This is a genomic window from Bacillus sp. AFS029637, assembly GCF_002584985.1.
Classification (GTDB): Bacteria; Bacillota; Bacilli; order Bacillales; family Bacillaceae_G; genus Bacillus_A.
Genome location: NZ_NUPZ01000037.1, coordinates 168,803 through 181,069, shown reverse-complemented (window position 1 = coordinate 181,069; position 12,267 = coordinate 168,803). Strand labels below are relative to the sequence as shown.

Here is a 12,267-nt window from a genome sequence, read left to right as displayed (position 1 = left end):
GATGAAAAACGTAACGTTTTTTCTAGTTTGCTGGCTATGTATACATTTGTTCTTCCCTTTGCAAATTCAGGCGGAAGAACAAATGGAACGAGATCAAAATATAAATGAAATGAACGTGCAAGAAAAAAAGGCAGTTCAAGAGCAGACAGAACGAGTAGAAATGAACGAAGTTGAAGAGGAACAAAAAGAAGTAGCGAATGAACAAGAGATTGGAAGAAAGATAGAAACGGATCAAGGGATCATTACAGTAAATAAGCAGGAATTGAAGGTTGGCGAAGAATTGCGGATTACTGTAGAACGAAAGGAGAAAAGCATTCAAAGTATGAAAGGTATATTGCAGTTGCAAAAAAATGGCGAGCAATATGCACAAGAAAGAATGCTATCTTTTGAGTATGAAGAAGAGACGAAGCGGTGGATTGCGAACTATAAGATTGGAATTTTTGATTTGCAAGGTGATTGGCACCTTCAGCTCGTTCAAAGTTATAAAGAAAATGAGAAGGAAGAACTTATAGAAAATGAAGTGAATGTCCCGCTTATTCGTATTAAAAATGAAACACCGACTATTGATACAGAATTGCCAACGTTACATAAAGTTACTATTGATGAGGCGAAAGAGAACTTAATTGAACGGAAACAGGGAGACTCTATACATATACGAGTAAAAGCGTCAGATATAGAATCGGTTGTGAAAGAAGCTCGTGTTACATTAAAAGGAAAAGAGGATAAAGAGATTACCTTTTTATTAGACTACAATAAGCGCGACATGGATTGGCAAAAATCATTCGAAATAACGGATGATTTGCCAATTGGACCATACAAACTATTTGTAGAAATAATAGATGCAGCAGGTAATAAACTTGTGATGGAAAGTGAATATATCGTTTCTGTTTTGGAGCAAAAAGCGGAAGATGATAAAAAGATAGAAGAACAAGAGGATGAAAATAAGTTAGAAGATAAGAAAGAAACTGAGAAGCAGGAATATTTGAAAGTAGAGATTCCGCTTCCAGAAGAAAAACTTCCAGTTGTTCAAATTCCGAAGCAAGAGGAGAAAGTAAATAATTTTATAAGAGAACCGTTAAAAGAGAAAGAAGAAATTAACTACAATATAAAAGAGCCGTTGACAGAAAATAAAGAAGTAACGAATGCAAAGGTTCAAAAAGAGGAAAAAGGAAAAAGTGACAATCACGACGTCTCAAAAAAGAAAGAAGAGCCAGAAAAGAAGGAAGAAAAAGGTGAACAAGGAGTAAAAGCTTCTAATGTATTTGCAATTATGTCAGGTTTATTCGTACTGTTGTTAGTTTTAAAGAGTAATAAAGAATGGGGCTAATTATTTCATAGTAGTGGAGGCGCTTAAATGGAAATTAAACGTACAACAATTGAACATAAGACGCTGCAACCATTAAAACAGCCTAAAGCTATTTCGGAACATGAGATTCAGAAAGAACGAAAGCGTAGTAATCTAGTGTTTACTGGACATTCTAAAATCATTACGAAAAATAATGAAATAGGAATTTTACTTGCAAGTTTAAGTGATGGAAAGAGTATGAAGGAAATGCTTTTTAAAGAGATGGATACAGTGTTACAACTTTTTAAAAAGTTACATGCGTTATCCGGAGAAGGAAAGCAAACAGAAAGAATATACGAACAAGTAATTAGAAGCCTGCAAGGACTTGTTAAGCAAGCGCATATAAAAGAACTTCCTTTGTTAGATGGAACGTATGATTTTGCTGAAGTACAATTATCATTTGGTAGAAAGGTACATATTCCGTTACTAGATGTGAGTGCGCTTATTTCTAGAGTGGAAAGTGATTCTTCAGAAGGAAATATAAATTTAATGGTAACGGTTATTACTGCTTATATAACGAAGTTGTCTAATGAAACCACTTTAATTAACGGCATGGATCACATGGCTAAAGATCGAGATGTAAGTGTATGGAGAGCGCTTGCAGAAATGAACATGACGCAACTATCTCAAGCATTGAAACAAACGATTCAAGAACATAAATGGTCAATGACGGTTCTGTTTCTCTTTATATGGATTGTTACTATTATTTTGATTCGAGTTATATAAAAAGGTCGCCACTTTCATGTGACGACCCTTTTTTATCCCGCAAACGCCCGATTGGTGAAGGTTAATAATCAATGGGGATGGACAAAACTTCCGCTGATTAAAGTTTCACTTTATATTTTTTCGTAGAAAAATGTATCGAATCGCTGAAGATTGTAGCGTTCGGGTGTTAAAATTTGCTCTGTACTACCAACAAATAGCACGCCACCTTTTCGTAAAGAACGACTAAACTTTTCATACAGCTTTACTCTTGCTTCTTCTGTAAAGTAAATCATTACATTACGACATATGATTAAATCGTAATTTGTATCGAATGATTGCATTAAGAGGTCGTGTTGTTTGAACGTGACAAGTTGCTTAATGTTTTGATGCAATGAATATATATCATCCTCTTTCGTAAAATGGCGCTCTTTCAAATCTGTAGGTAACTCTTTTAAAGAACGTTCTGTATATTGACCACGTTTTGCAGTTTCTAATATATGAAAATCAAGATCTGTTGCTTGTATTTCAAAGCGAAATGGAGAAAGATGTTTTGATAAAATTAAAGAGAGTGTATATGGTTCTTCACCGGCAGCGCAGGCAGCACTCCATACTTTTAATTTCCCGTTATTTTGTTCAAGTAATTTTGGTAGTGCTTTCGTTTCTAACGTTTGCCAGCGTTCTTTATTTCTGAAAAACTCTGAAACGTTAATTGTAATATAGTCAATAAAGCTTACAAATAAATTTTGATCGGCACGTAAATGGCTAAAAAAATTAGTGTAGTTTTCAAAGCCTTTTCTCGTAATAAAAGCATCAATTCTACGGCGCATTCTATCTTGTTTATACGAAGCGATATCCATATTGAATTGTTGTTTAAAACTCGCGATAAAATGATCATAATCTTGTTCAATTATCATATTTACAATGGGCACAATAACGATATTGTGCCTCCCCCTTTACATCATACGAATTTTTTGTTCAAAGCTTTTTTTCATCTGCTTTTCATGTAAACCTGGTAAATCATAAATGACAGCATCAATCCCCGCTTCTTTTGCAATATCAACAGGAATGACTGATGTATGTTTGTCTCCATTGTAAAAACAGAGAACTAAATCGGTATCTTCAATAATTTGTTTTACAAAAAACATATAATCTGATCGGTAAATGGAGCCAGAAGGGTGATCAAAAGCAACGTATTCGGCTCCATGTTTTTTTAAGTAATCAACGACTTCTTGAAATTCATCTGTTACTGTTTGTAACGGTTGTAGCGTGTAAAGGCATAAATTTTGAGCGAGTCTTTCGTTTGCAATGAAAAAACGAAGAACTTCATTTTCAATAGATTTATAACATAATATGTAAATTTTATGTTTATGAGCATAGTCGGTTAAAAACTTTTTAATTTCTTCTTGATCTAATGCTGTTAATTGATTTGAACCACAAAGAAAAATATTCATAGAATTGTGCCACCTCATGCTAAATTGTAACATATCTTCTACAAAAAATAACTGCAAAATATGAGTGTTCAGAGTATAATTATAAATAACTGGATTTTACGATTAACTTTAGGAAGAAATAAAAAAATAAATAAATAGGTGATATATATGCTACGTTCTATCTCGCATAACCCAATTTTATCGCATATACCGCCTGCTACTCAAATGCCGAAAGAAGCAAATGTCAGGACAGGGCTTGCATTTTCGGATAATTTGCATGCAGATCCGAAAAAGGATAAATTGCTAGAACAAATGGAAGCGTTTGTCGATAATATTGGAGAAATTAAAGAGAAAATTGAAATGGAATTAACGCTTGATAATGTTATGGAATATAAAAATACGGTAAAATCATTTTTGAATTTTTACGTTGATAATGTATTGCAATATAAAGACGTTATGTCTCGTCATCCACGTTACGGGTATTCACAAAAAATGACGATTGTGAAACAGGCAGAAATGGGATTAAATGAATTAGAAGATGTTATGAACTTGATTAATACAAAAACAGGGCATTTAGAAATGTTAAATCAAATTGGAGAAATCCACGGTTTAATTGTAAATCTAGTCTTGTAAAAGGAAGGAAATAATATGTACATACAATTATATGAAAAGCTCGTCATTATTCAAAAAGCATATGAAAATATTCAAGCGCTTGGAGAAAACATATACGAGAATTTAAAACATAAAAATGTAAACGCAGTTCAAAAGTTACAAATAGAGCAATTACAGTACATAGACGGTTTAAAAGGATTATCAAGCTCATTTGAAGACATGGTTGTTCAGTTTTGTAAAGAACAGGGAGTTGAATCGTTTCGTGTGAGTGCGTTATTTTTGTATTTTTCTCGTGAAGAAATTGAAAAAATTGAAAAAATACAAAAAAACTTAATTGTATTAGAAGAAAATGTAAAAATGATTCTTTTGAAAAATCAATATTACTTAAACGTACTATTAAAAACTACAGAAATTATTGTGGATTCGGTTTCTGAATATAATTTGGAGAGAAACAATAATTCGCAAATCTTTATGAACGAACTTTTGTAAAGGGGAAGTGAATCAATATGAGATTATCTGATTATAATACACCGCTATCAGGTATGCTAGCGGCCCAAATGGGATTACAAACGACGAAACAAAACTTGTCTAACATTCATACTCCAGGTTATGTACGTCAAGCAGTGAATATCGCCTCTGCTGGAGCGAGTAATGGGCATATGCCGTCACAAAGAATTGGTAACGGTGTACAAACATTAGGCGTTGATCGTATTACGGACGAAGTGAAAACGAAACAATATAATGATCAATTATCACAGTTCTCATATTATGCATATATGAATTCTACTTTATCAAGAGTAGAGTCTATGGTAGGTACGACTGGACAGAATTCGTTATCCAGTTTAATGGACGGGTTCTTCAATGCTTTCCGTGAAGTTGCAAAAAATCCGGAGCAACCAAACTACTATGATACATTAATTGCTGAAACGGGGAAATTCACAAGTCAGGTAAATCGTCTTGCGAAAAACTTAGCTACGGCGGAAGTTCAGACGACAGAAGATATTGAAGCGCATGTGAATGAATTTAATCGTCTTGCTGCTAGTTTAGCAGAAGCGAATAAAAAAATTGGGCAAGCTGGCACACAAGTACCAAATCAACTATTAGACGAACGTGACAGTATCGTTACAGAGATGTCTAAGTATGCCGATATAGAGGTATCTTATGAATCTATGAATCCTAATATAGTAAGTGTTAGAATCAATGGTGTTTTAACAGTAAATGGACAAGATACATATCCACTTCAATTAAATAAAGAAAAAGAGCCAATGTCTGTTGGGATTTATGGTTCAGAAATTCCTTTAACTAGCGGCGCAATTCAATCAGCGATAGATACGAAAGCGAAGATTGCGGGTTATAAAAAAAATCTTGAAGATTTTATGAGTTCAGTGAAAAATCAAGTGAATACAGTGATGGGAAAAGATTTCTTCGTTGGAGATTATGCGAAAGAGATGAAATTAAACCCGGAATTTGCACAAGATGTTTCGAAAATGAAAATATCTGCTGAAACAGCAAATAAACTGGCAGGAATTACAGATGGAGATTATAAAGAGGGGCTTACGTATAAACAAGCATTAGACCAATTCATAGTTGGGGTAGCTTCAGATAAAAGTGCAGTGAATGCTTATCAAAGTATTCATGGTGATTTATTGGATGGTATTCAGCAAGAAAAAATGAGTATCGAAGGCGTGAATATGGAAGAGGAAATGGTAAATTTAATGGCCTTCCAAAAATACTTCGTGGCGAACTCTAAAGCGATTAATACGATGAATGAAGTGTTTGATAGTTTGTTTTCAATTATTAGGTAACAGGTAATGAAAAGCAAAAAGCAAAAAACAAAAAGCACATTCTNNAGTGGACCAAGCGAAGTAAGCCCAGAGATATGAGAAGGCGATAGGGTAAGTTAGTTAGTAAGGAAGCCATGTTTAGCAAATAGCCCCTTCACATGTTAAATAAAAACAAAAAGCACATTCTNNAGTGGACCAAGCGAAGTAAGACTAGAGATATGAGAAGACGAGAGGGTTCGGCGTACATAGCTGCAGTTTTTTCTTCACGCCACTTCAAATATAAATAAAGGAGAAGATAGGGATGAGAGTATCTACATTTCAAAATGCAAACTGGGCAAAGAATCGGTTAATGGATTTGAATGTACAGCAGCAATATCATCGAAATCAAGTAACTTCAGGGAAGAAAAACCTTCTTATGAGCGAAGATCCACTAGCAGCAAGTAAATCATTTGCGATTCAACATTCATTGGCAAATATTGAACAAATGCAAAAAGATATAGCAGATTCTAGAAATGTGTTAAGTCAAACGGAAAATACATTACAAGGTATTGTGAAATCTTTAACGAGAGCAGATCAATTAACGATTCAAGCATTAAATGGGACGAATAGTGAAAAAGAATTAAAAGCAATTGGAACAGAAATTGATCAAATTCTAAAACAAGTCGTATATTTAGCGAATACGAAAGAGCAAGGTCGCTATCTTTTTGGTGGAGATAGTGCAGAAAAACCACCATTTACGGATGATGGTACATACCAAGGTGGCGAAAAAGATATAATGTGGAAGCTAAATGACGGTTATGAAATTAAAGCATTTCGTAAAGGTGATGACTTATTAACTCCTGTTATCCAAACGTTAGTAAAGATGAAAGATGCTTTGCAAAGCGGTGATCAAAATGCATTACAACCTTTTTTAGAGGAGAATAAGAAAAACTTAGATAGCGTTATTAATCGTACAACAGAAGTGGGAGCAACGATGAGCACTGTAGATACGTTTAATACGATTTTAAGTGAGCAAAACTTAGCGCTTCAAGAAAACCGTAAAGAAATTGAAGATGTTGATTTAGCGGTGGCAATTTCTGATTTAGCATACATTAACGCGACGTATGAAGCGACGCTTAAAGCGATTAGTACGATGAGTAAAACGAGTATTTTAGATTATATGTAAACGATAAGGAGTGAGAAATATGGCAGGAACATTAACGGGTATTGGCGGTAGACAACAAATATGGAACCTCGGTAATAATATGATCGATACTTCTAACTTCGTTGAATTAGAAATGAATGCACTGGATATGAGGAAAACACCATATACAAATGAAAAAAAACAACTTTCACAAGATAAACTATTATATACAAGTTTAAAATCAGAATTTAGTTCTTTCACGCAAACCTTTAAAAATTTAGCTACTTTTAAAGGAAATGAAAAAAAAGTGACGACATCACAAGATGGCTATATTAACGTAAAAGCTGGTGGTGGAGCCATCGCAGGAACATTTAATGTGAAAATTAATCAACTGGCACAGCGTCATCAAATCGCATCTAATGAAATTACGATAGGTGATAAGCTTCCTAGAAATGAAACGTTAAAGATTAATAATAAAGAACTTAAAGTTACGACGGATATGACATATAAAGATTTAATTAATAAAATTAATGATGGGGATTACGGTGTATCGGTATATACACTAGGCAAAAAAATCTTCATGTCTTCTACGAAAGAAGGAGAAGCAAACGCTATTCATTTAGAACAGACACCACCTAACGTGCTCACTGAGTTGTTTTATTCAGAGGTGGAAGTTAAAGGTACAGAAACAAGCACGCCTAAAACGGAAATGAAATTAAATACGATTAATGAAGCACTAGATGCCATATATAGTATCAATGGTATTGAAGAAAAAAGCGCTAGCAACACAATTGAATCACTTCCTGGTGTAAAGATTGAGCTTTTAAAAGTAACAGACCCGATAGTGGAAAATAAGCCTAGTGGTGACACGGGTGCAGATACAAAAGCTGTGGATCAAAAAGATATAGATTTAAAGTTTACAGTTAGTGATTCAAACGTCACAGATGCAGCTAATTTAATTAAAAAAATGGTAGCTGAGTACAATAAGGCTGTAGGTACAATTGATATTTTCGATGGGAAAAATGGAGCTTTTCAAGGACAGGCAATTATGCAAAGTGTTCGCCAGATGATGAATAGCGTCGTGACGTTTTCAAAGGATGGCAACTATTTGTTCACATATGGTATTCAATTAAAACAAGATGGAACAATGCAAGTGGACGATGAAAAATTAGCAAAGGCGTTAAAAGATAATCCTGATGCAGCAAAACAGTTCTTCTTTAGTTCAAATGGAATAGGAAAGATGATGGAAGAACCACTTGAAAAGTTATTTGGTGATAAGGGTGTAGTCGGGGAAAGTGTGAAAAGCATCGATTCGCGTGTAAGTGATTTAGATAAAAAGATTAAAGATATTGAAGCACAAAACTTGCAAAAGCAAGATGAAATCGTGAAGAAATATCAAAAGTTAGAAAGTACATTAGCGGCGCTTGATAGCCAATTAAAAACAATTAAAGCAATGACAAAACAAAAAAGTGATGATTAATGAAAAGCTAAGGAAGTGATCGTATGCAAGCATGGCAACGCTATATGCAAAATGATATTATGACGAGTAACCCAATTAAAAATACAATTTTTATTTATGAAAGATGTATTGTAGAATTTCGTAATTTAGAAGAGCTTTTACATACTTTTAAACTACAAGAAGGTGATGCGCTTCTTGAAAAGTTAGAACGTATTTTTGAAGAATTAAAGCTACAATTAAATCCTGAAATTACGAAAGATTTATATGATAGCCTATTTGGTTTATATGATTGGATTAGCGTTCAAATTCAAACGATGAAAGTAACACGTGAAGCAAAAGATATCGATGCGATTGTGAAAGTATTACAAGATTTAATAGATGGTTACCGCGGAGCGCTCGAAAATGAACAATGATATTTATCGAGCATTTGTCCGCTGTTTTAATGAAATCGGTGAATTGCAAGTGTCAGATGAAGAGTTTGCTGAGAAAAGTACGATGTTAAATCGCTGGATGATGACATTGGATGAAGAAACACGCGCGCAAGTTGCAGCGGAAGTGAGTCCGTTAATTATTAAGGCAGCTCAGCATATTCGAGATAAGCAAAAGATTTTGGAAGAAATGATTATGACAAATGATGGGCGAATGAAAGCTAATTCATTTTACGGTAAATATTAAATATAAAGTATGGAAACGGGTTCCCTTTTTGAAGGGGAATCCATCCCTTTGTTTAGGAGTTCCGCTGATTGAGGTTTCTCTTCATGGCTGTAGTGAAAAAAACAGTAATTCTCTACATAATATAAAAATGGATGTTAGCTTGTAGTTCATATATTGAAATGCTACATGGATGACTACGTGTATACAATTTTTTTCATTCTTTTTTATATTTTTGTATTTTTCTAAAGACAACAATGAAAAAATGGAATAAAATATGTTAGGGTATATAACAGTTAATATTTTAATAAATACATATAAGAAAATAAATAATGAAGTGAAACTTCTATTAGTGGATTATTATGTTCGAAATGGCCAAGTGGAAAAGGAAGGATGTTGAATATGCCAGATTTAGTGAGTGATGTAAGCCACTATATGAATTATTTAGTGACGAAACGAAATACTGTTTCTAGTAATATTGCAAATGCAAATACACCTGGCTATCAAGCACAAGATGTAACATTTGCTGAACAGATGAATAAAAGCAGTGCATTATATAAAAGTAATCCTTCAGATTTAAATAGCAATCCAGATTTATATCAAACGAATGAAATGCACTTACCAACAGTAAATATGAAAAATACATATGCAAAGATTCAAACGAAATCAATGCAAATGAATAAAGATGGAAATAGCGTGGATGTAACGACAGAAATGCTAGATTTAATGAAAGCAAATCAATTATACGGTATTTCAATTAACGCGATTAATACGCAATATGCAATTAACCAGGCAGCGCGTGGACGTTAAGTATAGAAGGAGAGGCAACTTATGTTTCAAGCAATTAATGCAAGTGGTTCAGGGCTCACTACAGCACGAAAATGGATGGAAGTTACTTCTAATAATATCGTAAATGCGAATACGACTGCAGCACCAGGGGCAGATTTGTATGAGCGTCGCAGTGTAGTGCTAGAATCAAACAATAGTTTTTCAAGTATGTTAAACAGTACTTCTACAAATGGAGTGAAAATAAAAAGTATTGAAGCAGATCAAACTGAAAATTTAGTGTATGATCCGACGCATCCGCATGCAAATGAAGAAGGATATGTACGTTATCCGAACGTTGATGTGACTGCTGAAATGACGAATGTAATGATTGCTCAAAAAATGTATGAAGCAAATACGAGTGTATTAAATGCGAACAAAAAAATGCTCGATAAAGATTTAGAGATTGGCAGAGGATAAGGGAGAAGATGAGAAATGAAAATTCAACCAATGATACAGACACAGCCATTTGGAACGATTCAGGCAATCGGCACGTCTAAACCTTCGCAAACATCCGCAGCTTCTGGGAAAAAGTTTATTGATTTATTAGAAGATATGAATCAAACACAAAACAATGCCCAAACAGCTGTATATGATTTATTAACAAAAGGGGTAGGGGAAACACATGACGTTTTAATTCAGCAAAAGAAAGCTGAATCACAAATGAAAACTGCAGCTCTTGTACGTGATAATCTTATTGAAAATTATAAGTCGCTAATTAATATGCAAATTTAGGAAAGTGGACGGGTGTGTTTAAATGGAAAAGATAAAAAATGTTTTCCAATCGTTAAAAACTTGGCATAAATTAGTGATCGGTGCTGCGCTTTTAGCAATTGTAACAGGAGCACTTTTATACTTCACCTTGCCAGATAAATATGTTGTTGTATATCAAAATTTAAATGATGCAGACAAACAAGAGATTACAGCAGAATTATCGAAGCTAGGTGTTGATTATCAATTAGCAGCCGATGGTTCGATTCGTGTGCAAAAGAATGATGCTCCGTGGGTTCGAAAAGAAATGAATGGAATGGGCTTACCGTTTAATTCGAAAAGCGGTGAGGAAATTTTATTAGAAAGCTCGCTCGGTTCAAGTGAGCAAGATAAAAAAATGAAGCAAATTGTCGGTACGAAAAAGCAATTGGAGCAAGATATTGTAAGAAACTTCGCAACAGTTGAAACGGCAAATGTGCAAATTACGTTACCTGAAAAAGAAACGATTTTTGATGAGGAAAAAGCGAAAGGAACAGCAGCAATTACTGTTGGGGTGAAACGTGGACAACTTTTAACAACTGATCAAGTTGCGGGTATAAAGCAAATGATTAGTGCGGCAGTTCCTGGTGTAAAACCGGAAGAAGTAAGTGTAATAGATAGTAAAAAAGGTGTAATCTCAAAAGGAGCAGATGCAGCGAATGCGAACAGCTCTTCTTCTTATGAAAAAGAAGTTGAGATGCAACATCAAATTGAAGGTAAATTAAAACAAGATATTGATGCAACGCTAATGACGATGTTTAAACCAAATGAATATAAAGTGAATACGAAAGTTACCGTGAATTATGATGAAGTAACACGTCAATCAGAAAAATATGGTGATAAAGGTGTACTTCGTAGTAAACAAGAGCAAGAAGAGCGTTCGACGGCACAAGATAATGCGAAGCCGAGTGCTGGTATTACAGCAAATGGTGAAGTGCCAAACTACGGTACGAACAATAATCAAGATGGTAAAGTCGTCTATGAGAATAATAATAGTAATAAGATTGAAAACTATGAAATAGATAAAACAGTTGAAACGATTAAGAAGCATCCAGAATTAACGAAAACAAATATTGTAGTATGGGTAGATAATGATACGTTAGTAAAACGAAGAATCGATATGACAACGTTTAAAGAAGCAATTGGAACGGCAGCAGGACTGCAAGCTGATCCGAACGGAAACTTTACAAATGGACAAGTTAACGTTGTAACAGTTCAATTTGATCAACCGAAAGCAGAAGAACCGAAAAAACAAGAGAAAAGTGGCTTGAACTGGTGGCTAATCGGTGGAATTACAGGTGGCTTGTTAGCGTTTGTTGGTCTAGTATGGTTCTTCTTAGCGAGACGTAAGAAAAAGAAAGAAGAAGAGGAATATGAAGAATACTTAGCAGAAGATGAAGTTGCGGCAAGTAGTGAAAGTATTATGGAAATTCCGGAAGAAAAAATAGAGCCAGAACCAAAACTTGAACCAGAAAAACCGAAAGAACCAACGTTAGATGAACAAGTACAAAATGCTACGAAGGAACATGTAGAAGGTACTGCAAAAGTTATTAAAAAATGGCTAAACGGACAGTAAGGGAGGA

Annotated in this window: 15 protein-coding genes; 13 read left to right on the top strand and 2 right to left on the bottom strand. The window is 34.3% G+C overall.

Features of this window, described 5'->3' with window-relative positions; all coding sequences use genetic code 11:
- Position 1 precedes the first annotated feature (1 nt).
- Positions 2-1,327, top strand: coding sequence for a transglycosylase (locus COE49_RS20120; protein WP_088231110.1), 1,326 nt, complete (start codon positions 2-4; stop codon positions 1,325-1,327).
- 27 nt (positions 1,328-1,354) lie between these two features.
- On the top strand, positions 1,355-2,071 hold the full coding sequence (locus COE49_RS20115) for a hypothetical protein (RefSeq protein ID WP_088231111.1): 717 nt from the start codon (positions 1,355-1,357) through the stop codon (positions 2,069-2,071).
- Between the two features lie 110 nt (positions 2,072-2,181).
- On the opposite strand, the gene cheR is transcribed toward COE49_RS20115, so the two are convergent.
- Both cheR and COE49_RS20105 read right to left on the bottom strand, forming a co-directional pair.
- On the bottom strand, positions 2,182-2,964 hold the full coding sequence (gene cheR / locus COE49_RS20110; protein WP_140417385.1) for a protein-glutamate O-methyltransferase CheR: 783 nt from the start codon (positions 2,962-2,964) through the stop codon (positions 2,182-2,184).
- A 39-nt stretch (positions 2,965-3,003) separates the two neighbouring features.
- Positions 3,004-3,501: a flagellar motor switch protein FliG gene (locus COE49_RS20105; RefSeq protein WP_088231113.1), complete on the bottom strand. Its 498-nt coding sequence runs from the start codon at positions 3,499-3,501 to the stop codon at positions 3,004-3,006.
- A gap of 147 nt (positions 3,502-3,648) precedes the next feature.
- Here COE49_RS20105 and COE49_RS20100 point away from each other — a divergent pair, with 147 nt between their 5' ends.
- The 11 genes from COE49_RS20100 to fliF all read left to right on the top strand — a co-directional run bounded on the left by COE49_RS20100 (position 3,649) and on the right by fliF (position 12,260).
- Positions 3,649-4,113: a YaaR family protein gene (locus COE49_RS20100; protein ID WP_000946323.1), complete on the top strand. Its 465-nt coding sequence runs from the start codon at positions 3,649-3,651 to the stop codon at positions 4,111-4,113.
- A 15-nt stretch (positions 4,114-4,128) separates the two neighbouring features.
- Positions 4,129-4,581: a hypothetical protein gene (locus COE49_RS20095; protein ID WP_088231114.1), complete on the top strand. Its 453-nt coding sequence runs from the start codon at positions 4,129-4,131 to the stop codon at positions 4,579-4,581.
- A 17-nt stretch (positions 4,582-4,598) separates the two neighbouring features.
- Positions 4,599-5,897, top strand: a complete 1,299-nt coding sequence (gene flgK, locus COE49_RS20090; RefSeq protein ID WP_098252653.1) for a flagellar hook-associated protein FlgK — start codon at positions 4,599-4,601, stop codon at positions 5,895-5,897.
- Between the two features lie 280 nt (positions 5,898-6,177).
- Entirely contained in the window at positions 6,178-7,041 is an 864-nt protein-coding gene (locus COE49_RS20085; protein WP_088231116.1) for a flagellar hook-associated protein 3, read from the top strand.
- Between the two features lie 19 nt (positions 7,042-7,060).
- The gene (locus COE49_RS20080; protein WP_098841490.1) at positions 7,061-8,479 is read left to right on the top strand and encodes a flagellar hook-associated protein 2; all 1,419 of its coding nucleotides are present in this window, start codon (positions 7,061-7,063) and stop codon (positions 8,477-8,479) included.
- A gap of 23 nt (positions 8,480-8,502) precedes the next feature.
- A complete protein-coding gene (locus COE49_RS20075; protein WP_088231118.1) occupies positions 8,503-8,871 on the top strand; it encodes a flagellar export chaperone FliS in 369 nt (122 codons plus the stop codon).
- The gene (locus tag COE49_RS20070; protein ID WP_088231119.1) at positions 8,861-9,133 is read left to right on the top strand and encodes a flagellar biosynthesis protein FlgG; all 273 of its coding nucleotides are present in this window, start codon (positions 8,861-8,863) and stop codon (positions 9,131-9,133) included. Before COE49_RS20075 ends, COE49_RS20070 begins: the two co-directional genes overlap by 11 nt.
- Before the next feature lie 378 nt (positions 9,134-9,511).
- On the top strand, positions 9,512-9,919 hold the full coding sequence (gene flgB, locus COE49_RS20065; protein ID WP_088231120.1) for a flagellar basal body rod protein FlgB: 408 nt from the start codon (positions 9,512-9,514) through the stop codon (positions 9,917-9,919).
- Positions 9,920-9,940: 21 nt separating this feature from the next.
- A complete protein-coding gene (gene flgC, locus COE49_RS20060; protein ID WP_098946032.1) occupies positions 9,941-10,354 on the top strand; it encodes a flagellar basal body rod protein FlgC in 414 nt (137 codons plus the stop codon).
- 15 nt (positions 10,355-10,369) lie between these two features.
- Positions 10,370-10,669, top strand: coding sequence for a flagellar hook-basal body complex protein FliE (gene fliE, locus COE49_RS20055; RefSeq protein ID WP_088231122.1), 300 nt, complete (start codon positions 10,370-10,372; stop codon positions 10,667-10,669).
- Positions 10,670-10,691: 22 nt separating this feature from the next.
- Entirely contained in the window at positions 10,692-12,260 is a 1,569-nt protein-coding gene (gene fliF / locus COE49_RS20050; protein WP_098357227.1) for a flagellar basal-body MS-ring/collar protein FliF, read from the top strand.
- Positions 12,261-12,267: the final 7 nt, after the last annotated feature.

Bases quoted from the DNA above. Each gene is read 5' to 3' on its own strand.
- COE49_RS20120 (WP_088231110.1), top strand. From the start codon at position 2: ATGAAAAACGTAACGTTTTTTCTAGTTTGCTGGCTATGTATACATTTG.
- fliE (WP_088231122.1), top strand. From the start codon at position 10,370: ATGAAAATTCAACCAATGATACAGACACAGCCATTTGGAACGATTCAG.
- COE49_RS20070 (WP_088231119.1), top strand. From the start codon at position 8,861: ATGAACAATGATATTTATCGAGCATTTGTCCGCTGTTTTAATGAAATC.
- COE49_RS20100 (WP_000946323.1), top strand. From the start codon at position 3,649: ATGCTACGTTCTATCTCGCATAACCCAATTTTATCGCATATACCGCCT.
- COE49_RS20105 (WP_088231113.1), bottom strand. From the start codon at position 3,501: ATGAATATTTTTCTTTGTGGTTCAAATCAATTAACAGCATTAGATCAA.
- cheR (WP_140417385.1), bottom strand. From the start codon at position 2,964: ATGATAATTGAACAAGATTATGATCATTTTATCGCGAGTTTTAAACAA.
- flgC (WP_098946032.1), top strand. From the start codon at position 9,941: ATGTTTCAAGCAATTAATGCAAGTGGTTCAGGGCTCACTACAGCACGA.
- COE49_RS20085 (WP_088231116.1), top strand. From the start codon at position 6,178: ATGAGAGTATCTACATTTCAAAATGCAAACTGGGCAAAGAATCGGTTA.
- fliF (WP_098357227.1), top strand. From the start codon at position 10,692: ATGGAAAAGATAAAAAATGTTTTCCAATCGTTAAAAACTTGGCATAAA.
- flgB (WP_088231120.1), top strand. From the start codon at position 9,512: ATGCCAGATTTAGTGAGTGATGTAAGCCACTATATGAATTATTTAGTG.
- COE49_RS20095 (WP_088231114.1), top strand. From the start codon at position 4,129: ATGTACATACAATTATATGAAAAGCTCGTCATTATTCAAAAAGCATAT.
- COE49_RS20080 (WP_098841490.1), top strand. From the start codon at position 7,061: ATGGCAGGAACATTAACGGGTATTGGCGGTAGACAACAAATATGGAAC.
- flgK (WP_098252653.1), top strand. From the start codon at position 4,599: ATGAGATTATCTGATTATAATACACCGCTATCAGGTATGCTAGCGGCC.
- COE49_RS20075 (WP_088231118.1), top strand. From the start codon at position 8,503: ATGCAAGCATGGCAACGCTATATGCAAAATGATATTATGACGAGTAAC.
- COE49_RS20115 (WP_088231111.1), top strand. From the start codon at position 1,355: ATGGAAATTAAACGTACAACAATTGAACATAAGACGCTGCAACCATTA.